We start from the raw sequence: 24,838 nt of genomic DNA on the forward strand, positions 1-24,838 counted from the left end.
ATCCGCCCCCTTACTCATAGACCACGTGGACAGTTCGGCTCGTCGGCAACGACTGGCATGTCAGCACCCAGCCTTCGGCCACTTCGTCGTCGTCGAGCGCATCGTTGTTCAGCATCCGCGCGCTGCCCGACACGATCCGTGCCATACACGTTCCGCACGAACCGGTCTCGCATGACGACGGCGCACGCAACCCCGCCACACGCGCGGTCTGCAGGAGCGTATTGCCCGACCGATAGGGCGCGGTGGTGGTCTTTCGATCCAGCTCGATGACCACTTCCTCGGTCTGCTCGGAGGTGGCTGCGGCCTCGCCGGGAACCGGCGCCACCGAGAACCGCTCGAGGTGGATCCGGTTGCGGGGCACACCCGTGTGCAGCAGTGTGTTCTCCACCGTATCCATGAACGGTCCGGGACCACAGATGTAGTAGTCGACGTCGCCGCACGCCGATGTGAACGCCTCGACCGCTTCGGGTTGTACGACGCCGGCTTCGTCGTCGAAGTGGTTGGTCACCGACAGGCGCTCGGGGTTGGCGGCGGCCAGCGCCGTGAGCGACTCGCCGAAGATCACCGAGTCGCGGCTCCGGTTGGCGTAGAAGAGCCTGAGCCGCCGGTGCGAGTTCACCAGCGCGGACCCGAGCAGCGAGAAGATCGGCGTGATACCACTGCCACCGGCGAACGCGACGATGTCACGCTCGGTGTCACCGAGCAGAAATCGGCCGTCGGGCGGTGCGGCGTGGATCTCGCCGCCCACCTGCGCGGTGTCGTTGAGCCAGTTCGAGACCAGGCCACCCGGGTCACGCTTGACGGTGATCTGCAGATCGTTGCCGTTGTGCGGGAACGACGACATCGAGTAGCACCGTCGATGGTCATCTCCGTCGACCTTCACCTGCAGCGTCAGGAACTGGCCCGGCTTGTAGCGGAAGCGATCCGAGCAGTCCGCCGGAACATCGAGAACCAGCGACACGGCGTCGCTGGTCTCATGCACCACGCGTTTGATGCGCAGTGGGGCGAACTCGTCGTAGGACATCGTCACCACAGTATCAAGTACTTGTGATTGATCTCAACCACTTGACGATGCGGCTTGGTCCTGCGGTGACGTTGATCCGCAGCCACATCGGTTCCGGCAACGGCTGAGTCGATCAGTCGCCGATGTGGTCGTCGGCCATCGTGTGCCCGGTGCCCTTCACGACCACCCGGGCCAGCAGGTCACGCAGCGTCTGCTGCTCTTCTTGCGTGAGGACACCGAACACGGCTTCGTGGGCGGCGATTGCGTCGCTGACGACCGCGCCGGCCACTTTCCGTCCTTCAGAAGTCAGGTAAACCTTCAGGATTCGCGCGTGTTGCGGATCGGGTTTTCGTTCGACCAGTCCGCGCTGCTCGAGAGCCTTGACGGCCAGTTGCACGCCTTGCGGGGTGATCAGCAACCGACGCGCGAGCTCGGCGCCGGACAACCCCGGCTCGTTGGCGAGTTGACGCAACACACCGATCTGGGCGGTGCTGACGCCGTGCTGGCTGACCGCGTCATTGACCGCCGTGAGCGCGAAGTACCAGGCCTGTTTCAGATGCCACAGGATGTTGTCGCCGAGTTCCATGCCCAGTTCTGGGTTCGTCTGCCTAGCCACCGTCGCCGTTTCCTTCGCGCTTGTAGACATGACCGTCCTTCATCACGAAGCGCACGTCGAGGGTGGTGGCGATGTCGCGGGACGGATCTCCGCGCACCGCGACGATGTCGGCGAGATATCCAGGCGCCAGGCGGCCCAGTTCCTCGTCGGCCTCGATCAACTCGGCACTGGTCACCGTGGCGGCGCGGATGGCCTGCATCGGTGTCATGCCCCGTTCCACGAGCGCACACAGTTCCTTGGCGTTCTGCCCGTGCGGGATGGCCGGAGCATCGGTTCCGCAGGCGATGCGCACACCGGCCGCAATCGCCTTGGGCAGCATGGCCTGTGCGCGAGGGAAGACTTCTTCTGCCTTCTTGCGCAGCTCCGGCGCGATGCGATCGACCGCCATCGCCTGGGTCAGGTAGGTGGTCGAGACGAGGAACGTCCCGGTGTCCGCCATCATCTGGATGGTCTCGTCGCTGGCGAGGAATCCGTGCTCGATACAGTCGATTCCCGCCCTGATGCACGCACGAATCGCACTGTCCCCCACCGCATGCGCGGCCACCCGAACCCCTGCTCGGTGCGCCTCGTCGGCGATCGCGGCGAACTCCTCGTCGCTGTACTGCTGCGCGCCGGGGGCGGTGCTGTGCGACATCACCCCGCCGGAAGCCGACACCTTGATCAATTTTGCGCCGTGGCGAACCTGGTAACGGACGCACGCGCGGACGTCGTCGACGCCGTTGGCGATGCCCTCGGCCACCGACAGCGGCATGATCCCCGGCGCCAGCCGCTGAAACACCGTCGGGTCGAGATGACCGCCATACGGGGTGACCGCATGCCCGGCAGGGTAGATCCGCGGGCCGACGTGCCAACCCTGATCGATCGCCCGCTGCAACGCGACGTCGAGCAGGTAGCCGCCGGTCTTGACCATGAGGCCGAGGTTGCGCACGGTGGTGAAGCCGGCCTCCAGCGTGGTGCGGGCATTGACCGCCCCGCGCAGCGTGCGATACACCGGATCGTCCTGCACACCGTGCATCGGGCTGGGCAAGCCCTCGGGCCCGCCCGGTCCACCGATGAGGAGATTGAGTTCCATGTCCATCAGGCCCGGCAACAGCGTGACATCACCGAGGTCGATCTCGCTTGCCGAATCGAACTGCGACTGTGGTGGATTGACCGCGGCGATGCGGTTGCCCTCGACGACCACCACGGCAGGCGAGCGCACCTCACCGGCCTCGACGTCGGCCCAGCGCGCGGCGCGCAGGACAATGCGATTCGTCACGGAACCGGTTCGGACACGCAGTCGAGGCTCGTGGCACCCGAGTCGGGGACCTTCGGTTGCTTCCAGCACTCGACCGGGAAGGAGACCTGAATCATCGAGTACAGCAGATGCATCAGGTTGAGGACGTCCTCGGGCAGGTCGTCCAACGAGAACTTGTCGCAATAGGCGATGGCCTCCTCGGCACGCGCGGTGATCGCGTCGTAGAAGGCTTGCATCTCGGTCATCGTCGAGGAGAGCCGCTTGGCATAGCGGTCGGCTTCCGAACCCAGGCACCAGTCCGAAAACTCTTCGAGGTCCGCGAATTCGGGCGGCAGCTTGCTCGTGGCTGTCGTCATCTCAGACACCCGCCGTCTTGCGCTCGTAGTTCTCCACCCACGCCGCGGTCTCCTTGTGCAGGTGGCGGATCAGCACCTCCTGGTCGCAGAGCAGGAAGTCATCGAGCACCCGCGACTCGATCATCGACTGGGTGGCCTCCAGCGTGTTGGCGTCCTGTAGGCCGTATTCCTTGAACGACACCGCGGCCAATTCCTGCGCGATGCGTTCGCGGGGCGTGCGCGGCTGCGGGAAGTACACCGTGCCCTCGAACAGGTGCGTGTTGTACGACGTCGGCCAGTAGTGGTAGGTCAGGTACCAGCCCTGCCCCCAGAACAGGATCACGAAGTTCGGGAACAGCTGGAACGAATCCAGGCCCCACGGATCGCATTTCGCCGGATTCAGGCCGGCGGGCATCTCTCCCAGGTCCGGTTTGTCCCACGGGCCGAAAAGGCCGCTGCGACAGATGTCTTCGATCGGCTTGCGCATCTCATCGGCCATCTCCCAGGCGCGGACACCAGAGGTGCTGACCAATCGGTGTGGACCCTCGATGCGGTAGTGCGGAGCCTCGAAACCGGCTTCGGCAGCGGCCTTCGAGTACGCCGTCGGCGACTGGTTCGCATGCAGGACCGGCGCGTGATAGAACTCCTGGAACGCGTCCATGTAGAGCTTCCAGTTCGCCTTGACCTCGGACCGGTAGTAGAACCGCGACGTCATCTTGTCGAACGGGTAGCCCTCCAGCGCGGTGATCATCGGTCCGAGGAACTCACGCAGCGACTGCTCGGGCTCCTTCGCGAAGTTGACGAAGATGAACCCTTCCCAAACCTCGCAGTGCACCGGCACCAACCCGTAGCGGCTCTTGTCGAGATTGAAGAACTCCCCCTCCTGCTGCACGAACGTGAGGTTGCCGTCGAGGTCATAGCGCCATGCGTGGTACTTGCAGGTGAATTGACGACAGACCCCGCTGGTTTCCTCGAGCGGCATGTCGTTCCACACCAGCTTGTTGCCGCGGTGTCGGCAGATGTTGTGATACGCCTTCACTTCACCGGAGGTGGTCCGCACCACGATGATCGATGTGTTGGCGACCTTCAGCTCTTTGGTGAAGTAACTTCCCTTGCGCGGAACCTGTTCTACCCGACCGACATTCAGCCAGGCCCGCTTGAAGATAGCCTGGCGTTCCTTCTCGTAGAACTCCGGGCTGATGGAGTCCTCGTAGGACACCGGATCGGTACCCAGCTCGGGGTAGTGCTCCGTCCAACTTCCCTCTGGCGGTTTGGGAAAGCGAGCCATTGCCTACTCCTGTCGACCGCCCGGCCTAGACCGTGCCGGGAGCTGCAGCGCCGACGGTATATGCTCCATGTCACAATCGCAAGTAGTTGATACAGGTTCTGCGGAAGGCGTGAAGGAGCGAGCACACGATGCGATCGGACGAGTTGTTCATCGGCGGTCACTGGTCCGCGTCGAGCGCCGCGGACCACATCGAGGTGATCTCGCCGCACACCGAGGAACCCGTCGCGCGCGTCGCCGCCGCCGGACCCGCGGACATCGACACCGCCGTCGCCGCAGCGCGATCGGCATTCGACTCCGGCCCGTGGCCACGCCTGGCCCCCGCCGAGCGCATCGCCGCCGTACGCGGGCTGGCCGAACGGTACGCCGAACGGCGCGGCGAGATGGCCGAGACGATCACCGCCGAGATCGGGGCGCCGATCAGCTTCGTCCAACGCGCACAGGTCGGGCTGCCCGCAATGATGATGTCGGCCTTCTGCGATCTGGCCGAGAACTATCCGTGGGTCGAGTCTCGGCCGGGAAGGTACGGAACCGATATCCGTATCCGCCGCGAGCCGGTGGGCGTAGTCGCCGCCATCGTGCCGTGGAACATGCCGCAGTTCCTGATCGTCACCAAGCTGATCCCGGCGCTGCTCGCCGGTTGCACGGTTGTGCTCAAGCCGGCGCCCGAGTCGCCGCTGAACGCACTGCTGCTCGCCGAGATGATCGCCGAGGCGGGACTGCCCGAGGGCGTGGTCAGTGTGCTGCCCGGCGACCGGTCCGCGGGCGAGTACCTCGTCAAACACCCTGGGGTGGACAAGGTCTCGTTCACCGGGTCGACCGCGGCCGGCAAAGCGGTGGCCGCCGCGTGCGCGGTCGATCTGCGGCGCGTCAGCCTCGAACTCGGGGGCAAGTCGGCGGCTATCGTGCTCGAGGACGCCGATCCCGTCGACGTCGCCGCGGGCGTGCGCTCGGCCAGCCTGTCCAACAGCGGGCAGATCTGCAACGCGCTCACCCGGATTCTGGTGCCCGCGGCACGTTCCGCTGACTTCACCGATGCCCTGGCCGCGGAGGTGACGTCGCTGGTCGTCGGCGATCCGATGGACCCGGGCACCCAGGTCGGACCGCTCGTCGCGGAACGTCAGCAGGAGCGGGTGCGGGGCTACATCCAAACGGGCCAGTCCGAAGGCGCCCGCCTCGTCGTCGGAGGCGCCGACATGCCCGACGGGTTCGAGCGAGGCTGGTACGTGAAGCCGACGTTGTTCGCCGACGCCGACAACGCCATGACGATCGCGCGCGAGGAGATCTTCGGCCCCGTCCTGACCGTCATCACGTACGCCGACGAGGACGAAGCAGTGGCAATCGCCAACGATTCCGACTACGGCCTGGCGGGCTCGGTGTGGACCACCGACACCGAGCGCGGAGTCGCCGTCGCCGAGCGCATCCGCACCGGCACGTTCGGTGTCAACCAGGGCTACACGATGGATCCGTTCGCGCCGTTCGGCGGGGTCAAGGACAGTGGTTACGGTCGCGAACTCGGCCGGGAGGGAATCGACGGGTACACCGACACGAAGTCGATATCGATTGCCACGGCATAGGTTCGGACCGTTCCCGCGGGCCGTCACGGCATTTTGATCGCGGAGACGTACATGTCGATGATCGGCCGGTAGAGGTCGACGTCGTCGAGTTCACTGCCGAGCACGACGGCGTCACTGGTCGCGATCAGCACCTGAGCGAAGGTCAACGGCGGGATCGACAGGGTTCCACCGAGCCGGTCGATGCCGTCGACGATGAACTTCGCCAACGCCTCGACCACCTCCGCCCGCTTGCCGACCACGCGTTCTCGCGCATCGGGGTTACGCAGCAGGTACAGCGTGAACTCGTGGCCCAGCGCGGCGTGCTCGGCACCGCGGTCCCGGCTGAGCTGACGCCACCGCTGCGCGATCTCGTCGCGCTCCCGGGTGCCCACCTGCTTCGACGAGGACATGACCTCGGCGAAATTGTCGAAGTAGCGCCGCCAGTAACGGTCGCTGACGGCCAGAAACAGCTCCTCCTTGGTCGAGAAGTGCTTGTATATGGCGCCTTTGGTGTAACCGGCCTCGTACGCGATGTCATCGAGAGTTGCTGCGGTGAAACCCTTTTCGGCGAAAACATCCTCGGCGGCATCGAGCAGCAGCGAGCGCGTGTGTTCCAGGCGTCGTTCTCGTGTCCACCGCTCGACCATGACGAAAGTGTGCCACGGATTCTCAGAACCCGATCAGGCATTCAGATACTCACTGGTATCTTGATCGAGGGCCGCGACCCGACGCGGCGCTGGGAGGCGATATGAGCGATCTGTCCAACACACGGAAATCCGCGGTCACCGAACCGGCGAGCGGCGTCACGGGCCTGGGAACGGAGGTCGCGCGCTCGTCGAACTCGGTCAAGATCTGGGCGAGCGTCGGCGCCGTGTTCCTGGCGATGACGCTGTACGTCTTCGTCCGGTGGGTCAGCGGACCTTACTTCGAACAGGTTTCGGGAGGTCCGACCGAGCCACCGCTGTACATGAAGATCCCACTGATCGCCAATGCCGTCGTGCTTTGGATCGCAACGCCGTTCGCGTTGTGGTTCTTCCTCATTCGGCCCTGGGTGCGGGAACGGCGCATCACGCTCGACGGCATGCTGGCGGTGTCGATGGGCCTGATGATGTTCCAGGATCCGATGCTCAACTACTACAGCACCTGGTGCACGTACAACGCATGGCTGTTCAACCAGGGCTCCTGGGCGCCGCACATCCCGGGTTGGGTGGCGCACGAGGAACCGGGCCACACGGTGCCCGAACCGCTGCTGACCAACATCCCGGGTTACGCGTTCGGCGTCCTGCTGCTCACCATCGTCGGATGCGCGATCATGCGCAAGATCAAGAACCGGTGGCCATCGATAAGCAATCTGAGACTGGTCTTGGTCACCTACGCAATCGCGATCGTCTTCGACTTCATCATGGAGGGACTCATCCTCCTGCCGATCGGGTTCTACTCCTACCCCGGCGCCATTCAATCGTTGTCGATCAATGCCGGTACCTATTTCCAATATCCGATTTACGAAGGTTTCATGTGGGGTGGCGTCCAGGCGGCGCTGTGCTGTCTGCGCTTCTTCACCGATGACCGGGGCCGCACCGTGGTGGAACGCGGGATGGACGGCATCCGAGGCGGATTCGTCAAGCAACAGTTCGTTCGATTCCTGGCGATCTTCGGCGGCGTCAGCGCCTGCTTCTTCGTCTTCTACAACCTTCCGGCGACCTGGCTGGGCATGCACGGTGACCCGTGGCCGGAGGACGTGCAGAAGCGCTCGTACTTCAACCCCGGCATCTGTGGTGATGGGACCGACCGTCCGTGCCCGAATCCAGATCTGCCGCTACCGACCAAGCACTCGGGATTCATCAACCACGACGGTCAACTCGTGCTGCCCGAAGGCGTGACGATCCCGCCGGTCGTGCCGATCCAAGACGCTGAAAACAATGGCGCTGAATAACTCTCAGCCCTCGACCGAAACAGATTCGCCCCCGCCCTTCTATCGAGCCGTCGGTGACGAAGTCGAGGTCTTCCGCGCTGCGGCCCGTCGAGGTTTGCCGGTGCTGCTCAAGGGCCCCACGGGGTGCGGGAAGACGCGCTTCGTCGAGGCGATGGCACATGAGCTCGGGCGCGCGCTGATCACGGTCGCCGGGCACGAGGACATGACATCGGCGGATCTGGTCGGCCGCTTCCTGCTCAAGGGCGGGGAGACGGTCTGGGTGGACGGGCCGCTGACCCGCGCCGTGCGCGACGGGGCGATCTTCTACCTCGACGAAGTGGTGGAGGCGCGCCAGGACACCACGGTGGTGATCCATCCGCTGGCCGATCACCGCCGCGAACTGCCCGTCGACCGACTGGGTACCACGGTGCCGGCGGCACCGGGATTTCAGCTCGTCATCTCGTACAACCCGGGCTATCAGAGCGTTCTGAAGAACCTCAAAGAGTCGACGCGACAACGCTTCATCGCGCTCGAACTCGACTTCCCACCCGCCGACATCGAGACCGACGTCGTGGCGCACGAGGCCGGGGTCGACGGTGCGACAGCGCGCACACTCGTCAATCTCGGCAACGCGATCCGCGGTCTTGACGGCGCCGCGCTGCGTGAAGTCGCATCCACGCGAATGCTCATTCTCGCGGGCGGTCTCATCGCAGAGGGTCTGAGCCTGCGCACTGCGGTGCAATCGGCGGTGGTTCAGGTGTTGTCCGACGACGCGGACGTGATTGCGGCCCTAGGTGAACTCGTCGACGCCGTACTCCCCCGGACGTGACCAACCCCGAGCGGTTGCGCTTCCTTGCGACGTTCGCTGCGGGCAGGCCTGTCGATGTCGCGGAAGCCGACGGCCGGGACGCGGCGCACACCAACGGCGACGTCGTCTTTGTCTCACCGGGTCGATCGATCACCGAGCAGCGCCGCGAGGTACTTGTGCAGTGTGCGTTGATCGCCGCGGGCAGCCTGGACCGACACCTGGTCAAGGCGCTACGGACACGACCGTCTACGGCCCGTCGCTATTTGTCCCTGGAGGGACGCCGGGCGTTGGGCGAACTCGCCGCACGGGTACCCGCTGCCGCGGCGTTGCACGTCGACGGCCCGAGCACCGTGACCGCCGCGGAGTCGCTCGAAATAGCCAGGGGCAAACGCCGAGTCGCGGATCCACCGGAGTGGTTCGGCGTCATCAAACCGTCCCGGCTACTTTCCAACCGTGCCGTCCACAGCGGCAAGCCCACCGCACATGATCTGCAGTTGCAGATCGATCCGGCCGACTTCTCAGGTGATGAGGACGACGAGAACGACGGGCAAGCGGAAGACAGCAAGATCCTGAAGCTGTTCGAGGCCCCGATCGTCGTGACGCAGGCGTTCTCGAAGTTCTTGCGGAACATGCTCGGTACGTCACGGACGTCCGGCAATGACGACGTCGGCGGTGAAGTGAAGGTCGGCTCCACCCGGAGAGCCCGTGCGGTCGGGGCCCACGCCCGGCCGCTTCCGATGCGGATCCGATTCACCGACAGCGGTAAGCCGGCGGCGGCGATCGGCATCGGCGGAGCACTGCATCCGGAGTGGGATGTGTACAACGACAGGTACCGTCCCGACCACTGTCGGGTTCTCGACTTCCCTCTGACAATGACCGCCGGCACGTCCTTCTCAGGAGTGGCGCACGATGACGTGCTCCGACGCCGGCTGTCCCGGGTGGGACTCGGCCCTAAGGTGCTGCGGGGTCGTCCCGACGGTGAGGAACTCGACATCGAGGCGCTCATCGATCTTTTCGTCGATCTCCGCTCGGGCTTCTCGCCGCCGGAGCACGTGTACAGCGAACGTCGCAGAATCGCCCGCGACCTCGGCGTGCTCATCTTGGTCGACGCCTCGGGTTCGGCCAACGATACGGACCCCGACGGCCAGTCGGTTCACGAACACCAGCGGCGCGCGGCGGCCACCTTCGCAGTCACGCTCGAGGAGCTCGGTGACCGAGTTGCGGTGTACGCGTTCCGCTCACAGGGACGGCATGCCGTCCACCTGCCGGCGATCAAGACGTTCGACGAGCGGTTCGGAATGGCAGGGCGCGCGCGGCTGAACGGACTGCAGCCGTCGGGCTTCACACGATTGGGCGCGGCGATCCGCGCCGCGGGTGAGATCCTCAAGGCCGACGCCGGCACCCCTAACAAGCTGTTGCTCGTGCTGTCGGACGGCCATCCGTACGACGACGGCTATGAAGGCCGCTACGCGGAGGCCGACGCGCACAAGGCCCTCGAGGAGATGCGTACCGACGGCGTTGCGTGCCTTTGTCTTTCGATCGGCTCTTCGGCGGGGGCCGACGCGCTCGAGCGCGTCTTCGGTTCGGCTGGCCATGCCAGCGCCGCCTCGCTGGCCGAGTTGAGTCCCCGCATGGACGAGCTGTTCATGGCGTCGCTGCGTGAACTCGCGGGACCAGCACCGCGGTGAGCGCTTACTCCTGCCGACCGCGCCGCAGGGTCAACGCGCGGGCAGTCCCAACACTCGCTGCGCGATGATGTTGCGCTGGATTTCCGACGCCCCGCCCGAGATGGTCCCGGCGTAGCTGCTGATGTAGCGGGTGAACCAGTCGGCGGTGAAAAGACCTGGACTGTAAGGGTTGTACGGCGCGGTCAGCCCCGGACTGCGCAAGCCGTCCGCACCGGCGGCGTCGAGCGCGTATCCGAGCGCCTTCTGCTCGGCCTCCGACCCGAAAAGCTTCAACACCGAGATGCTGGGGATGTCGCGTTCGCCGCGTGCCGCCTGCCCCAGGGCAACGGACCCCAGGAGGCGCAGCGCCTGGTAATCCATGGCGACCGTCGCATAGCGGTCCTGGTTCACCGCTCCCGCCGGGCGGAAGTCCTGCAGAAGTTGGTCCAGCCGGTTGGCGAACGCCATCCACATCATCGTCCGTTCGTGGCCCAGGGATCCGTTGGCCACTCGCCAGCCTTCGTGCAACGGCCCGACGAGATTCTCGGCGGGCACCCGGACACCGGTGAAGAACACCTCGTTGAAATCGAGATCGTCGCGGCTGTATACCGACGCGAACGGCCGGCGCTCGACCCCTGGGGAGTCAGTGGGGATCAGCAGAGCACTGATTCCCTTGTGCTTGGCCGCATCCGGGTCGGTACGCACGAACGCGAGGATGACATCGGCGTCATGTGCCCCCGATGTCCACACCTTCTGACCGTCGACGACGAAATCCTCACCGTCGCGCACCGCTCGCGTCGCCAGTCCCGCCAGGTCCGAGCCCGCACCGGGTTCGCTCATGCCCAGCGACGCGGTGATGTCGGCACGCAGGATCGGCACCGCCCACCGCTGCTTCTGTTCGTCGGTGCCGAACGACAGCAGCGACGCCGCGATGATTCCGACGCCCTGCGGATTGAAGGCGTGGTAGATCCGGCGTCGCGCCAGCTCCTCGCGGTGGACGAACTGCTCGAGGACGCCCGCGTTGCGGCCACCGAATTCCGGCGGATTCCCGGGCAGCAACCAGCCGTTGTCGAACAGCATCCGCTGCCATCGGCGTGCCCACGGGGGCACGTGGGCCGTCGAACGCGAACGCTCCGCGGCCGCCTCGGCCTCCGAAGGCAGGTGCTCGTCGAGGAAGGCGACGAACTCCGCGCGGAAGGCCTCCACCTCGTCGTCGAAGGTGAGCTGCACCCCGCCAACATATCAAGTACTTAACAATTCTCGCGCGGTGCGCTAAGACTTAAGGGATGCTCGACGGCGAGAAGATCCTCATCACTGGTGCCACAGGCAAGATCGCGTTCCCCATCGCGCGGGAACTGGCGCGAAACAACGAGGTATGGGGTGCGGCCCGGCTGCGCGAGTCCGCGGATCGCGACCGGCTGACCGACGCGGGTGTCAACCCCGTCGCCCTCGACATCAGCGACGGCGACTTCTCGGTGCTGCCCGACGATTTCACCTATGTGTTCCACGCGGCGGTCGATCCCGGCACCGCGGACTGGACGCGCTGCCTGGAGACCAACGCGCAGCATTCGGGCAACCTGTTGCACCGGTACAGGGCCGCGAAGGGCTTCGTGTTCTGCTCGACCGGCTCGATCTACGGCTATCAGGGCCAGCGGCCGCTGACCGAATCCGATCCGCCCGGGGTGCCGCTACGGGCGAATTACAGCTTTTCGAAGGTCGCCGCCGAGGCCGTCTGCACGTGGGTCGCCAACCAGTACGAGATCCCGTTGACGATCATCCGGATCTGCTCCACCTACGGACCCGAGGGCGGCGCGCCCGCCGAAAGGCTCGACGCGATCCTGGCCCGCAGACCGATCCGGCTGCACCCGGATCGTCCGAACAACTACAACCCGATCTACGAGGACGACTATGTCGCGTTGGGGATCCGGGCGATGGAGGCGGCCGACACGCCGCCGGTCGTGGTGAACTGGGCGGGCAGTGAGACGGTGAGCGTGGAGGAGTACTGCACGTACATGGGTGAACTGGTCGGCGTGGAGCCGGTTTTCGAGTACACACCCGAGGCCCACACGCCGTTGTGGCCAGACGTCACCCACATGCACGAGGTGCTGGGCCGCACGGCGACCGGCTGGCGCGAGGGCTTCCGCCGGATGGTCGAGGCCCGCCACCCCGAAATCGAGCTGTCACAGCCGGATTCGGTGTAGAGGAGGTGTCGATGCAACTACCGGGCAGGCCGTCGGACGAGGTTCCCGCGGTGCTCGCGAACGGTGACGGGGACATCACCACCATGTTCGTCTCGATGGCGCGACGCCACCCCGACGGGGCCGACGCGGATTATCTGCGCTGGCACACTCTGGACCATCGCCCCGAACAGCACCGGATGTCGGCGGTGCGCGCATCCCTGCGCCTGGTGTCCGTGCCGCAGTGCCGCGCCGCACGAGGAGCGAACGAAAGTCCCTACGATGCGATCGATCACGTGATGACGTACTTCTTCACCGGGGTCGAGGGCATGGAACCGTTCCTCGCGCTGTCCAAGGCGCTCGGCGATGCGGGCCGCAAGCTGCCGCTGCTGCCGCCCGTCGAACGCGGTGTGTACGACGTGCGGCAGCGCGTCGCGGCCCCGCGGATCAAGGCGGGTGCCGACGTGCTGGCGTGGTGGCCCAACCGCGGTGTGTATCTGCTGCTGGAACGTGGCTGCGCTGCGCTGGACGAACTGGTGGACGTCGACGGGGTGGCCGGCGCGTGGGCGGCGATGTCACTACCGGTCGAGGGTCGGCTGGCCAGTGCCCCTGCCGGACAGACGATTACGTACTGCTTCCTCGACGACGACCCCGTCGCGGTCGCGGAGCGGCTCCGGCCGGTTCTGCAGGCCAGATGGGGTGACAGTGGCGTCGAACCCCTCTTCGCCGCACCGTTCCACGCCGTCGTGCCGTACGAATGGGACCGCTATGTGCCGTGACCGGAGGAACGAATGCGCATCGGTTTGATGGTCGGCTCCGACAAGGAGCGTCCCCGCGGTGAACGGCTCGATGGGCTGGTCGACGACGGAAGAGCCGCCGAGAAGCAGGGTTTCGCGACCTTCTGGATGCCGCAGGTCCCCGGCTATCTCGATGCGATGACGGCCGTGGCGTTACTCGGAGATGCCACCAACCGCATCGAGATCGGAACGGCCGTGGTGCCGATCCAGACTCGGCATCCGCTGATCATGGCCCAGCAGGCACTGACCACTCAGATCGCTTGCGGCGGCCGGTTCACGCTGGGGATCGGCCCGTCGCACCACTGGATCATCACCGACCAGCTCGGCCTGCCGTACGACAAACCCGCGCGGCTGGTGCGCGACTACCTCGAGATCCTCGACGCGGCGTTCAGCGGACCGGGCGCGATCGCCGTCGACAACGACACCTACCACGTACGCAGTCCCGTCGACGTCACCGACGCTTTCACCGTGCCGGTGCTGGTGGCAGCGCTCGGCCCGACGATGCTGCGGATCGCCGGCGAGCGCACCGGGGGGACCATTCTATGGATGGCCGACGAACGCGCGGTCGGCGACTACGTGGTGCCACGCATCACGGCGGCGGCGAAGGAGGCGGGCCGCCAAGGTGTTCGCGTCGTCGCCGGTGTGCCCGTCGCGCTCTGCGCTGAGAGTGAAGTCGCCGATGCCCGCGCGTACGCAAGCGAGGTGTTGGGCCACGCCGACTTCTCCCCCAACTACGTCCGTCTGCTCGAACACGGCGACGCCGAGGATGTCGGCGACACCATGGCGGCGGGTGACGAGGCGACCGTCGAGGCACGGCTGCGTCGCTACCGCGACGCCGGCGTCACCGATCTGGCAGCGCGCGTGGTGCCGCTCGGGCGGGATGCCGCACAGCGTCAGGCGTCGCGTCGGCGCACTCAGGAGTTCGTCGCGTCGCTGGCTTCTGAATTCGACTCGGGCACGTAGCTTCCCATGAACTCGATGGGCACCCCGCCCATCGTGCAGAAGAACAGGTCGACACCCGGTACACCGGTGTCCAGCATCGTGACGTCGTCGGCGAAGGCGCTGGCCCGTGCGCGTGTTTCGGCGAAGTCGGGGGCCATGAACGACAGTGCGGCCAACCCCTCGGGCACCACGTCACGAAGGTGCTCGGGAACGTCGAGCACCTCGATCAGCCCCGTGTCGCCGGCGCCCAGCATGGTGACTTCCGCCCCGTCGGACGGCGGCCATCCGAGCGTTCTCTCCAACACCTCGCCGGGGACGTGCATCTGGAACTGCACCGCCATCCCCATCACTTCGGTCAGAAACGCCGTGAAGGTGTGCGCGGAGTGGCTGCGCATGACGACGTGGTGCAGGTTGGGCATGTCTCGCCTTCCGGTAGGCCCTACGACCCGAGCATGATCAGGCCGCCGTCGACGGCGACGAGCTGTCCTGTCATGAAGTGTGACCCCTCACTGCAAAAGAACACCAGCGCGGGGCCCAGATCGCCGATGGGATCACCGACACCTTCTCGGCGGCCCACGCCCTGGCCGCCGAGCGTGTCCACGCGGCCACCGCCCCCTTTGTCGCCGCGTAAACGGCCGAGAGGGGGCTGCCCATCACCGCCTCTGCGGATCCGAAGTTGATGATGCGCCCGCCGCCGTTCGCGCGCATGACCGCGTATGCCGACTGGTTGGTCAGGATCGTGGCCTTCACGTTGGTGGCGAACAGGATGTCGATGTCGTCGGTGGTGATCTGACCGGGGATGCCCGGCTGCCACAGCCCGGCCGCGTTGAGCAGTACATCGAGCCCACCCATCTCGTCGGCAGCGGCCCGCACGGTCCGGTCGACCGCTTCGGCGTCACGCACGTCGCAGTGCAGCCAGGACACGCCCAGCAGGTCGGGTGGCGCCGTCGTATGGCGGGTGGCTACGACTCGTGCGCCCGCCTCGGTGAGTACCTGCACCGCGGCCGCGCCGATGCCCGCGGCCCCACCGGTCACCAAGATGCGCCTGCCGTCCAATGTCGCGCCCATCCATAAATAGTTAGACAAGCGTCAACTATTTGCAAGCCTCAATTGCCCTGTTACAGTGCCGGAGTGTCCAAGGTCAGCGGCTCAGTCATGGCTGACGGTGGTCAACGGCGCGCGTCTTTTCAGCGGGCTCGTTCGCATGAGACGAAGCGGGCGCTCGTACAGGCAGCCATGGCGTTGTGGCGCACGAACGGGTATGCCAAGACGACCGTCGCCGACATCTGCCGGGCCGCGGGCGTGTCGAGGGGCCTGTTCTACTTTTACTTCCCGGCCAAAGAGGACATCCTCTTCGAGGTCGGCCTGCTGTCGACCCGGTCGGCGCAGAAGAAGGTGCGCGCGCTGCTGCGCGCCGACTACGACGTCGAGGCCGTCATCGGCGAGGCACTGCGCAGCCTCGAACGGTCGATGACGCGCAACCCGCGCGAACTGATCATCCAGACGATCTTGGAGGGCTACCGGCATGAACACCGGATCCTCGCGGGTGAGGTGGTGGATGAGACCGCCGACGCCGACATGTTCGGCGAACTCTTCACCCAAGCGCAGCGGGACGGGAAGATCGGCGCTCATGTCGATGTCGAGCACCTCTCCCGTTTGGCCGGCATGCATGTCAGCGAAGGCGTCCGGCACTGGGCGGGCGGAAGTTTCGGTGACCGATCGTTCGCCGACGTCGTCACCGACGACATCGCGGCACTGATCGCCGGGTTCAACACCAGGAAGGGGCCGGGATGAGGATCCCGGCGGATTGCGCAGTGCCGAACACATTTGGCTGAGACCTGAACAAAGAGGAAGGAGACCACGATGGCGTGGGATTTCGAGACCGACCCCGAGTACCAGAAGGTTCTGGACTGGGCCGACGAATTCGTCAGGGAGGAGGTCGAACCGCTCGACTTGGCGTTTCCCGACCAGCAGTTTGTGCCGTTGGATGCCAACCGCCGCAAGGTGATCGACCCGCTCAAGGACGAAGTACGCAGACGGGGCCTGTGGGCCACCCACCTCGGCCCCGAACTCGGCGGACAGGGTTACGGCCAACTCAAGCTCGCGCTTCTCAACGAGATCCTCGGCCGCTCCCAGTGGGCGCCGATCGTGTTCGGCTGTCAGGCGCCCGATACCGGTAACGCCGAGATCATCGCGCACTACGGCACCGAGGCACAAAAGGAACGCTATCTGCGCCCGCTGCTCGACGGCGAGATCTTCTCGTGTTACTCGATGACAGAACCGCACGCCGGCGCCGATCCGAGGCTGTTCAAGACCACCGCCGTGCGTGACGGTGACGACTGGGTGATCAACGGCTGGAAGTTCTTCTCCTCCAACGCCAGCACCGCGTCGTTCCTGATCGTCATGGTGGTCACGAACCCCGACGTCAGCGCCTACCAAGGCATGTCGATGTTCCTGGTGCCGACCGACACCCCGGGCGTCGACATCGTCCGCAACGTCGGACTGCACGGTGAGCCTGACGGCGAGGGCTCGCACGCGCTGATCCACTACGACAACGTACGCGTGCCTGCCGATGCGCTGCTCGGCGGCGAAGGACAGGCTTTCGTCATCGCCCAGACTCGCCTGGGCGGCGGGCGTATCCACCATGCCATGCGCACGATCGGGCTCTCCCGCAAGGCGTTGGACATGATGTGCGAGCGCGCGCTGAGCCGCGAGACCCAGGGCAGCAGGCTGTCGGAGAAGCAGTTCGTTCAGGGCTACATCGCCGACTCGTACGCGCAGCTCTTGCAGTTCCGGCTGATGGTGCTCTACACCGCGTGGGAGATCGACAAATACAACGACTACAAGAAGGTGCGCAAGGACATCGCCGCGGTGAAGGTCGTGATGCCGACGGTGCTACATGACATCGCTTGGCGCGCAATGCAAGTGCACGGTGCACTGGGCGTCACCAATGAGATGCCGTTCCTGGGCATGGTCACCGGCGCCGCGGTGATGGGGCTGGCCGACGGGCCGACCGAGGTCCACAAGATGACCGTGGCCAAGCAGGTGCTGCGCGACTACGCGCCGAACACCGACACGTGGCCGAGTGAGTGGATTCCGGCCAAGCGGGACAAGGCCAGGGAGAAGTTCGCCAGATATCTGGGAACCGCCATAGAGAATGAGGTGGGGAATCTGTGAGCGAGACCGCGATCGACGTTGCGCGCCTGACGGATTGGATGGATGCGGCCGAACTGCCCGGCAAGGGTGAGCCGCTGCAGACGCGGTTTCTGTCCGGCGGCACCCAGAACGTCATCTACGAGCTGCGCCGTGGAGAACGCAGATGTGTACTGCGGATGCCACCACCCGGCGCTCCCCCCGACCGCGACAAGGGCATCCTGCGGGAGTGGCGCATCATCGAGGCGCTCGACGGCACCGAGGTTCCGCACACCGAGGCCGTCGCGGTCTGTGAGGACGCGGCGGTGCTCGGCCGCCCGTTCTACCTGATGGGTTTCGTCGACGGGTGGTCGCCGATGGATCTCGACGATCGGAGGTGGCCCGAACCGTTCGACTCCGACCTTTCCGCGCGCGGGGAATTGGCCTATCAGCTCGCCGAAGGCATCGCGCTGTTGTCCAAAGTCGACTGGAAGGCCAAGGGGTTACACGATTTGGGCCGTCCCGACGGTTTCCACGAGCGGCAGGTCGACCGCTGGATTGCGTTCTTCGAGCGCATCAAGGGCCGCGAGATCGAGGGCCTCGACGTCGCCACCGACTGGCTGCGTACACATCGGCCGCTGGACTACATCCCCGGCCTGATGCACGGCGACTACCAGTTCGCCAACGTGATGTACCGACACGGGGCGCCCGCGCGACTGGCGGCGATCGTCGACTGGGAGATGGGCACCGTCGGGGACCCGAAGCTGGACTTGGGCTGGATGGTGCAGAGCTGGCCCGAGGACACCGCAGCACCGATGGATTCGGAGATGGGTTACGTCGACATGCGGGGAATGCCCTCGCGCGCAGACGTTGTCGAACATTATGCGAAGGTATCGGGACGCCAGGTCGACGACCTCGACTACTACCTGGTGCTGGCGAAGTGGAAGCTGGCGATCGTGCTCGAACAGGGCTTCCAGCGTGCCGGCGACAACCCGAAGCTGCTCGCCTACGGCCCCGTCATCGTCGAGCTGATGCGTTCGGCCGCCGAGTTGGCCGAAAGCAGCGACTACCGATAGCGCGTCGAGCGCCCGCCGAAATCAGCTGGCGGGCACCAGATCAGCAGCGACCGAGACCATCATCCCGCAGCGGAACATCTCACAGCCGCTGACCTCGACGTCGTCGGGGTCGCCGGTGGCGGCCAGCGCCTTGGTCTTGAACGCGCGGGCCGCCGCGCTCAGGCGGTGCTCGACGGATTCGACGCTGCTGTCGAGTTCGGCGGGCACCCGCTCACCCCACAGCGTCACCTCGGTCGCGCCCTGATCGAGCGCGTTGCGCACATGCTGGAGAACACGCGTGTCGCGGTCGATCATGTTCGCGGCGACGGCGACGGTCTGCGGGTGGGGCCGGTCCTCCCAATTCGCGAGGATCGACTCCAGGTCGAGTGTCCGGGCGCCCAGGATCGTCAGCGGGCGAACGTCTTCGTCACCGCCGACGAGAACTGTGACGTCCCATCCGGCCATCACCCGGTCGTAGATCCAGCCGCCGGCATTCTTCACCGCGTCCGACACCGTCGGTGCGACGACGTCGAGCCGGTACCTCATATCGAGCTCCGCGGCGCCAGCTCGCGCCCCAGCGACTGGGCGTATCCCTTGAACACCTCGGCCAATTGAATCGATGGGTCGAGTAACCATAGGGTCTCCATTCCATAGGTGAAGGCGAGGATTTCCACGGCCTTGGTGGCCGCGTCCAAGTCTCGGCGGTACTTGCCGCTTTGCTGACCGCGCTCGATGATCGCGGTGACGATGTCGACCGCGTCGCGGTATCGCTTGACCAGACGGTCGTGCAGTGGCGCGTCGGGCGCGATGTTCTCGACCAGCAGCACGGTGAAGGTCCCGACGAGTTCGGGCGCGCGGTCGAAGCGTTCAGGGACCCGGCCGAGCTCGGTGACGAGGTCGCCGGAGCGGTAATCGGCGTGGATCGCGTCGTCGGCGTCACGGGCGTCGAGCACCGCGTTGAGGAGCTGCTCTTTGGACTCGAAGTGATGCAGCAGACCGGCGGGCGTGACCCCGGCTTCCTTGGCGATCTGGGCAAGCGAGGTGTTGCGCCACCCGTTGCGCGCGAGCAGGCGTTCGGCCACCGCGAGGATGCGCTGCCGGCGGTCCTCGCCCTTGGCGAGGAGCGCGGCATAGGGCCGCGCGGACTCCGTGGCGGACACCGAACTCCTCCGTTCAACCAACCTAGTGAACACACAGTAGGTAGGTTTTGGCGCTGTGACAAGCATCTCAGCCGAATTCGGTTTAGACGGCCGTCACATGGCCAGGTCAGCGACGCTTTCGGCATGCGATCGATGCCTGCACATCGTCAGGCGGCCGCCGGAGCGAACTCGATGTGCAGCTCGGTGAGCCCGCGGAGCAGAAACGTCGGCTCGTAGGCGTACCGGCGCTCACCGGCCGGGCCGTGCGCCGACTCGCTGATCCGGATGTCGCACATGCGCTCGAGCAACCTCTGCACGGTGATGCGACCCTCCACCCGGGCCAGGGGTGCGCCCGCGCAGGAGTGAATCCCGCGTCCGAACGCGATGTGCTCGCGCACGTTCTTGCGGTCCGGGCGGAACTCGTGGGGATCGTCGAACTGGCGCGGGTCTCGATTGGCCGCGCCGAGGCACAGCATCACGATCGTGCCCGCCTTCAGCGGCACCCCGCCGAGCGTGGTGCTCTTGCGGACGAGCCGGAAGTCGACCTTGGTCGGCGAGTGCATGCGCAGAGCTTCTTCGATGAACGCCGGGATCCGCTCGGGGTGCTCACGCAGCATCTGCTGGATGTCCGGCCGGTCTCCGAGCGTCTGGACCGCGGCGCTGAGCAGCTTGGTGACGGTCTCCTGCCCCGCGGCGAACAGGAAGGTCGCCGGCTTGACGACCTCGATCAGCTCCGGCGTCGAACCGTCGGGGTACACCGCCGTCGCCATCCCCGACAGCACGTCGCCGCGCGGTTCGCGGCGACGCTCGGCCAGGTAACCGGCGAACTTGTCGTCGAGATACTGCAGCGGGTCCCGCCCCACCGGGGCGCCGTCGAGCGCGCCGACGCGGGTGCCGTAGCGCTCCTCGACTCCGAGCGCGGCCAGGAACTCCGGCCGGTCCTCTTCGGGCACGCCGAGCAGGTCGATGATCGCCGATGTGGCAAACGGTTTGGCGTACTCCGACAGGAACTCGCAACGCCCGTTACCGATGATCTGGTCGATCTGACCGTCGACCAGTTGCCACATGTAGTCCTCGTTCTCCTTGAGCCGGCGCGGCGTCAGGAGCTTGGTCAACAGCGAGCGAGCCCGTTCGTGGGCCGGCGGGTCCATCACCACCATGTGTTCGTAGATCGGAAACAGGTGGCGGTGTGTCTCGATCTGCTCGGTGATGTCGTCGCCCTCGGGGACGAACGGCAGCGGCGGGAACGGCCCGCCGATCGCGTTCACCGCCGAGAAGGAATCGTGGTCCTTGAACGCCGCCACCACTTCGGCGTAACCGGTGACCGCGACGACGCCGTAGTTCGGTTCCCGAAACACCGGTCCCAGCTCGCGAAGGTGGTCCCAATAGTCATAGGGATTCTGACTGATCGCATGGTCGGAGAAGTAGTCCACCGAGGCGAGATCGGTCATCGACGGCCGTCCTTTCGGTTCTGGCGCCCGCAGCCAATCTGATCGATCGATCAAACTGTTAGGATGCGCCATGCCTACCACGGGCCGCGACACAGGGTCAAGCATTCGGGCGGAGGGTCGCTGATGCCACGAGCCGCGAGCGCCAAGCGGGCCGAAGCCGGGGCGCGCCAACGACTCATCGAGGCCACCGCCAAGATCATGCGCGACGAGGGCTATGCCGCCGCGACCTCGCGGCGCGTGGCCGCCGAGGCGGGGGTCAAACAAGCGCTGGTCTACTACTACTTCCCGACGATGGACGACCTGTTCGTCGAGGTGTTGCGGGCCGGTGCGGAGGCGTCGCTGGAGAACATGCGCGCCGCGCTCACCGATGACGACCCGTTGCACACGCTGTGGCTGATCAACAGCGATTTGCGAAGGACGAGCCTGAACACCGAGTTCATGGCACTGGCCAACCATCGCAAGGTGATTCGCACGGAGCTGAAGGCCTACGCGGAACGCGTGCGCGACATCGAGACCGCCGCGGTCACCGTGGCCCTGCGCGCCAGCGGCATCGATCTCGACGACTATCCCCCGGTCGCCGTTTCGATGTTGATCGTCCAGATCGCGCGCAGCCTGTGCAACGAGGACGCGGTCGGCCTCACGCTCGGACACGACGAGATGCGCGACTTCATGCAGCGCTGGATGCAATCGCTGAAGGAATCGCTCAGCGCGGGGCCGACACACCGTCCGTCGGACTGAGTCGGCGTAGGCACGACGGAGTGCCTGCACGGCGGTTCAATGACGCCTCTCGCCCGCCCTGCGCCACCCGACAGTTGACACGTGGGTCGATCAGTGCCACGCTCCTGATCGATCGATCAAACAAATCGAACCGGCCAGAAGGTGGACACATGGGTGGACGAGTCGAGGGCAAAGTCGCGTTCGTGACCGGTGCCGCGCGCGGTCAGGGCCGCAGCCACGCGGTGCGCCTCGCGGAGGAGGGCGCCGACATCATCGCCGTCGACGTCTGCAAGCAGATCTCCAGCAACGACGACATCCCGTGGTCGACACCCGACGACCTCGCCGAAACAGCCGACCTCGTCAAGAACCTGAACCGCCGAATCGTCACCGCCGAGGTCGACGTGCGCGACTACGACGCGCTCAAGTCGGTGGTGGACGGCGGCGTCGAACAGTTGGGCCGCCTGGACATCGTCGTCGCCAACGCCGGCATCGGCAACGGTGGGGCAACGCTGGACAAGACGAGCGAAGACGACTGGCGCGACATGATCGACGTCAACCTCTCGGGCGTCTGGAAGACCGTGAAAGCCGCTGTCCCCCACCTTCTTTCCGCCGGTCGCGGCGGTTCGATCATCCTCACCAGCTCGGTCGGTGGCCTCAAGCCCTACCCCCATACCGGTCATTACATCGCCGCCAAGCACGGCGTGATCGGCCTGATGCGCACGTTCGCCGTCGAACTGGGTCAGCACTCGATCAGGGTCAACGCCGTGTGTCCCACCAATGTGAACACGCCGCTGTTCATGAACGAGGGCACCATGAAGCTCTTCCGTCCCGACCTCGAGAATCCCGGACCCGACGATCTCGCCGTCGCCGCACAGTTCATGCACGTGCTCCCCGTCGGCTGGGTGGAACCGGAAGATGTGAGCAACGCCGTCCTGTTTCTCGCCTCGGACGAATCGCGGTACGTCACCGGCCTTCCCGTCACCATCGACGCCGGCAGCATGCTGAAATAGTGATTCGGTGCACCACCCGTCGCTCATCGACTGGTGGTGCATCAAAATCGCTGAAGGCCCCGAACGTCAGGCGATGAGTTCTACCAATGTGGCGTTGGCGGTTCCGCCGCCCTCACACATAGTCTGCAAACCGAACCGAATTCCGTTGTCGCGCATGTGGTTGAGCATCCGCGTCATCAGGACCGCACCCGATGCGCCGAGTGGATGCCCCAGTGCGATCGCCCCGCCCAGCGGGTTGAGTTTGCTTTCGTCGGCGCCGGTCTCGGCGAGCCAGGCCAGCGGCACCGGTGCGAACGCCTCGTTCACCTCGAACACACCCACCTCGTCGAGGGCCACTCCGGCCTTGTGCAGAACCTTCTCCGTCGCCGGGATCGGTCCCGTCAACATCAGCACAGGGTCGGCGCCGGTGACCGCGCCCGCGCGGTAGCGGGCGATCGGGCTCAGGCCCAGCGCCACCGCGTTGTCGGCGGCCATCACCAACAGCGCCGCGGCACCATCGGAGATTTGCGACGAGTTCCCGGCGTGGATGACCCCGTCGTCTTTGAACGCCGGTTTGAGTCCCGCGAGCTTCTCGACCGTGCTCCCCCGGCGCACCCCTTCGTCGGCCACCACGGGATCACCGTCGGTGAACACCGGCATGAGCTGCGACTCGAACGCGCCGTTGTCCTGCGCGGCGGCAGCGAGCTCATGTGACCGTACGGAGTACTCGTCGAGCCGGGTGCGGGAGAAGCCCCACTTCTGGGCGATCAACTCCGCCGAGATGCCCTGATTGAACGAGAAATCACCGTAGCGTTCGAGGACCTTGGGCCCGTAAGGCATTCCGGTGGCCCTCGCCGAGCCGAGCGGCACCCGGCTCATCACCTCCACCCCTCCGGCGACGACGACGTCCTGCTGGCCGGACATCACCGCGTGCACAGCGAAATCCAGCGCCTGCTGGCTCGACCCGCAGGCGCGGTTGACGGTGGTGCCCGGAATGGTCTCGGGCCAGCCGGCGGCGAGCACCGCGTAGCGGCCGATGTTGCTCGACTGGTCGCCGACCTGCGACACGCAACCCCACACGACGTCGTCGACGATCTCGGGATCGATGCCCGCACGCTCCATGAGGGCGTTGAGCACGATCGCCGACAGGTCGGCGGCATGCATGTCCGACAGTCCACCGTTACGCTTGCCGACCGGCGTGCGCACCGCCTCCACGATCACGGTTTCACGCATTGTCCTTCTCCGATCCGGGCCGTAGCGCCCATCGCCCAGTAAATACGGCGGCGCGTTTCTCCGCGAACGCCGCATAGGCCTCCGTCGAATCAGCGGTGGCGAAATTCGCCGGCTGTGCGCGGGCCTCGTTGGCCAACGCCTCACACAGCGTCGCGCTGGCCCCGTCGTTGAGCAGCGCCTTGCTCTGCGCCAAGGCGACCGGTGGGCCCGCCGCGAGCCGGGCCGCCAGATCCGCGACGAAGCCGTCGATCTCGTCGGCGGGTATCAGCCAGGTGACCAACCCGAGCGTGCGGGCTTCCTCGGCGTCGATCATGTCGGCCAGCAGCACCAGTCGCTTCGCTTGTTGCAGGCCGACCAGCTTGGGCAGCAGCCACGAACCGCCGAGGTCGACCGACAGGCCGCGCTTCGAAAAGATCTGGCAGAACCGGGCTTCCGGCGTCGCCACCACGAAGTCACAACCGAGCGCCAGGTTCCAGCCGGCCCCGACCGCGATCCCGGTCACCTTGGCAATGGTGGGTACGGACAGTTCGTGCAGCGCGAGCGCGACGTCGGTGAGCCGCCGTAACTTGTGTCGCGGGTGGATGTCCTCGGGTGTGCCGATGTCGGCGCCCGAGCAGAACGCCCCACCCGCGCCGGTGATCACCAATGCGCGAAGTTCGGTGTCGCGGGCGGCCGCCCGCAGGGCATCGGCCAGGTCCCCCCACAACTGCGCGTTGATGGCGTTCTTGCGGTCCGGCCGGTTCAGCGTCAGGGTCCGCACCCCGTCGCTGTCGGAACTCAGCAGCAC

Annotated in this window: 25 protein-coding genes and 1 pseudogene; 12 read left to right on the plus strand and 14 right to left on the minus strand. The window is 66.0% G+C overall.

What is annotated here, in order from left to right; translation table 11 throughout:
• Nucleotides 1-10: 10 nt before the first annotated feature.
• The 5 genes from AU193_RS21855 to AU193_RS21875 form a co-directional block, all read right to left on the minus strand.
• Complete coding sequence (locus AU193_RS21855; protein ID WP_064424615.1) at nt 11-1,024, minus strand: ferredoxin--NADP reductase; 1,014 nt, start codon at nt 1,022-1,024, stop codon at nt 11-13.
• 112 nt (nt 1,025-1,136) lie between these two features.
• Nucleotides 1,137-1,589 (minus strand): MarR family winged helix-turn-helix transcriptional regulator, encoded by a 453-nt coding sequence (locus AU193_RS21860; protein WP_064424480.1) that lies wholly within the window; start codon nt 1,587-1,589, stop codon nt 1,137-1,139.
• A gap of 22 nt (nt 1,590-1,611) precedes the next feature.
• Complete coding sequence (locus AU193_RS21865; protein WP_064424481.1) at nt 1,612-2,877, minus strand: amidohydrolase family protein; 1,266 nt, start codon at nt 2,875-2,877, stop codon at nt 1,612-1,614.
• Nucleotides 2,874-3,212 (minus strand): hypothetical protein, encoded by a 339-nt coding sequence (locus tag AU193_RS21870; RefSeq protein ID WP_064424482.1) that lies wholly within the window; start codon nt 3,210-3,212, stop codon nt 2,874-2,876. The genes AU193_RS21865 and AU193_RS21870 overlap by 4 nt, the downstream gene beginning before the upstream one ends.
• 1 nt (nt 3,213) lies before the next feature.
• Complete coding sequence (locus AU193_RS21875; RefSeq protein WP_064424483.1) at nt 3,214-4,479, minus strand: aromatic ring-hydroxylating dioxygenase subunit alpha; 1,266 nt, start codon at nt 4,477-4,479, stop codon at nt 3,214-3,216.
• A gap of 128 nt (nt 4,480-4,607) precedes the next feature.
• Between AU193_RS21875 and AU193_RS21880 the strand changes: the two genes are divergently transcribed.
• A complete protein-coding gene (locus AU193_RS21880) occupies nt 4,608-6,053 on the plus strand; it encodes an aldehyde dehydrogenase (protein ID WP_064424484.1) in 1,446 nt (481 codons plus the stop codon).
• A 23-nt stretch (nt 6,054-6,076) separates the two neighbouring features.
• Here AU193_RS21880 and AU193_RS21885 read toward each other — a convergent pair whose 3' ends face one another.
• Nucleotides 6,077-6,679, minus strand: a complete 603-nt coding sequence (locus AU193_RS21885) for a TetR/AcrR family transcriptional regulator (protein ID WP_064424485.1) — start codon at nt 6,677-6,679, stop codon at nt 6,077-6,079.
• 101 nt (nt 6,680-6,780) lie between these two features.
• Here AU193_RS21885 and AU193_RS21890 point away from each other — a divergent pair, with 101 nt between their 5' ends.
• The 3 genes from AU193_RS21890 to AU193_RS21900 are packed head-to-tail and all read left to right on the plus strand — an operon-like array spanning nt 6,781 to nt 10,440.
• The gene (locus AU193_RS21890; protein ID WP_064424486.1) at nt 6,781-7,965 is read left to right on the plus strand and encodes a spirocyclase AveC family protein; all 1,185 of its coding nucleotides are present in this window, start codon (nt 6,781-6,783) and stop codon (nt 7,963-7,965) included.
• The gene (locus AU193_RS21895) at nt 7,952-8,773 is read left to right on the plus strand and encodes a CbbQ/NirQ/NorQ/GpvN family protein (protein WP_064424487.1); all 822 of its coding nucleotides are present in this window, start codon (nt 7,952-7,954) and stop codon (nt 8,771-8,773) included. The genes AU193_RS21890 and AU193_RS21895 overlap by 14 nt, the downstream gene beginning before the upstream one ends.
• A complete protein-coding gene (locus AU193_RS21900) occupies nt 8,770-10,440 on the plus strand; it encodes a nitric oxide reductase activation protein NorD (RefSeq protein ID WP_064424488.1) in 1,671 nt (556 codons plus the stop codon). The genes AU193_RS21895 and AU193_RS21900 overlap by 4 nt, the downstream gene beginning before the upstream one ends.
• Before the next feature lie 30 nt (nt 10,441-10,470).
• Here the strand turns inward: AU193_RS21900 and AU193_RS21905 are convergent, their stop codons facing one another.
• Nucleotides 10,471-11,649: an acyl-CoA dehydrogenase family protein gene (locus AU193_RS21905; protein WP_064424489.1), complete on the minus strand. Its 1,179-nt coding sequence runs from the start codon at nt 11,647-11,649 to the stop codon at nt 10,471-10,473.
• A gap of 56 nt (nt 11,650-11,705) precedes the next feature.
• Between AU193_RS21905 and AU193_RS21910 the strand changes: the two genes are divergently transcribed.
• From AU193_RS21910 to AU193_RS21920, 3 genes are read left to right on the plus strand one after another with little or no spacing between them, the layout of a single operon-like run.
• Entirely contained in the window at nt 11,706-12,620 is a 915-nt protein-coding gene (locus AU193_RS21910; protein WP_064424490.1) for an NAD(P)-dependent oxidoreductase, read from the plus strand.
• Between the two features lie 11 nt (nt 12,621-12,631).
• Nucleotides 12,632-13,375, plus strand: a complete 744-nt coding sequence (locus AU193_RS21915; protein ID WP_064424616.1) for a hypothetical protein — start codon at nt 12,632-12,634, stop codon at nt 13,373-13,375.
• Nucleotides 13,376-13,387: 12 nt separating this feature from the next.
• A complete protein-coding gene (locus AU193_RS21920) occupies nt 13,388-14,356 on the plus strand; it encodes an LLM class F420-dependent oxidoreductase (protein ID WP_064424491.1) in 969 nt (322 codons plus the stop codon).
• Here AU193_RS21920 and AU193_RS21925 read toward each other — a convergent pair.
• Together AU193_RS21925 and AU193_RS21930 are read right to left on the minus strand one after the other, a co-directional pair.
• On the minus strand, nt 14,308-14,754 hold the full coding sequence (locus AU193_RS21925; RefSeq protein ID WP_064424492.1) for a VOC family protein: 447 nt from the start codon (nt 14,752-14,754) through the stop codon (nt 14,308-14,310). The genes AU193_RS21920 and AU193_RS21925 overlap by 49 nt on opposite strands.
• A 20-nt stretch (nt 14,755-14,774) precedes the next feature.
• Nucleotides 14,775-15,403: pseudogene (locus tag AU193_RS21930) on the minus strand (SDR family NAD(P)-dependent oxidoreductase).
• 87 nt (nt 15,404-15,490) lie between these two features.
• Between AU193_RS21930 and AU193_RS21935 the strand changes: the two are divergent.
• The 3 genes from AU193_RS21935 (at nt 15,491) to AU193_RS21945 (ending at nt 18,543) form a co-directional block, all read left to right on the plus strand.
• Nucleotides 15,491-16,129, plus strand: a complete 639-nt coding sequence (locus tag AU193_RS21935) for a TetR/AcrR family transcriptional regulator (RefSeq protein WP_082683109.1) — start codon at nt 15,491-15,493, stop codon at nt 16,127-16,129.
• A 69-nt stretch (nt 16,130-16,198) separates the two neighbouring features.
• A complete protein-coding gene (locus AU193_RS21940; protein ID WP_064424494.1) occupies nt 16,199-17,512 on the plus strand; it encodes an acyl-CoA dehydrogenase family protein in 1,314 nt (437 codons plus the stop codon).
• A gap of 38 nt (nt 17,513-17,550) precedes the next feature.
• Nucleotides 17,551-18,543: a phosphotransferase family protein gene (locus tag AU193_RS21945; RefSeq protein ID WP_371259272.1), complete on the plus strand. Its 993-nt coding sequence runs from the start codon at nt 17,551-17,553 to the stop codon at nt 18,541-18,543.
• A 21-nt stretch (nt 18,544-18,564) separates the two neighbouring features.
• Here AU193_RS21945 and AU193_RS21950 read toward each other — a convergent pair whose 3' ends face one another.
• The 3 genes from AU193_RS21950 to AU193_RS21960 all read right to left on the minus strand — a co-directional run bounded on the left by AU193_RS21950 (nt 18,565) and on the right by AU193_RS21960 (nt 21,112).
• The gene (locus AU193_RS21950) at nt 18,565-19,068 is read right to left on the minus strand and encodes a hypothetical protein (protein WP_064424496.1); all 504 of its coding nucleotides are present in this window, start codon (nt 19,066-19,068) and stop codon (nt 18,565-18,567) included.
• Entirely contained in the window at nt 19,065-19,682 is a 618-nt protein-coding gene (locus tag AU193_RS21955) for a TetR/AcrR family transcriptional regulator (RefSeq protein ID WP_064424497.1), read from the minus strand. Before AU193_RS21955 ends, AU193_RS21950 begins: the two co-directional genes overlap by 4 nt.
• A gap of 146 nt (nt 19,683-19,828) precedes the next feature.
• On the minus strand, nt 19,829-21,112 hold the full coding sequence (locus tag AU193_RS21960) for a cytochrome P450 (protein WP_064424498.1): 1,284 nt from the start codon (nt 21,110-21,112) through the stop codon (nt 19,829-19,831).
• Nucleotides 21,113-21,235: 123 nt separating this feature from the next.
• Here AU193_RS21960 and AU193_RS21965 point away from each other — a divergent pair, with 123 nt between their 5' ends.
• A complete protein-coding gene (locus AU193_RS21965; protein ID WP_064424617.1) occupies nt 21,236-21,850 on the plus strand; it encodes a TetR/AcrR family transcriptional regulator in 615 nt (204 codons plus the stop codon).
• Nucleotides 21,851-21,999: 149 nt separating this feature from the next.
• The gene (locus AU193_RS21970) at nt 22,000-22,839 is read left to right on the plus strand and encodes a mycofactocin-coupled SDR family oxidoreductase (protein WP_064424499.1); all 840 of its coding nucleotides are present in this window, start codon (nt 22,000-22,002) and stop codon (nt 22,837-22,839) included.
• A 66-nt stretch (nt 22,840-22,905) separates the two neighbouring features.
• On the opposite strand, the gene AU193_RS21975 is transcribed toward AU193_RS21970, so the two are convergent.
• Both AU193_RS21975 and AU193_RS21980 read right to left on the minus strand, forming a co-directional pair.
• Nucleotides 22,906-24,051: a thiolase family protein gene (locus tag AU193_RS21975; RefSeq protein ID WP_064424500.1), complete on the minus strand. Its 1,146-nt coding sequence runs from the start codon at nt 24,049-24,051 to the stop codon at nt 22,906-22,908.
• The gene (locus AU193_RS21980) at nt 24,044-24,838 is read right to left on the minus strand and encodes an enoyl-CoA hydratase/isomerase family protein (RefSeq protein WP_082683110.1); all 795 of its coding nucleotides are present in this window, start codon (nt 24,836-24,838) and stop codon (nt 24,044-24,046) included. Before AU193_RS21980 ends, AU193_RS21975 begins: the two co-directional genes overlap by 8 nt.

Source organism: Mycobacterium sp. GA-1285 (assembly GCF_001499905.1).
In the GTDB taxonomy this organism is placed as follows: domain Bacteria; phylum Actinomycetota; class Actinomycetes; order Mycobacteriales; family Mycobacteriaceae; genus Mycobacterium.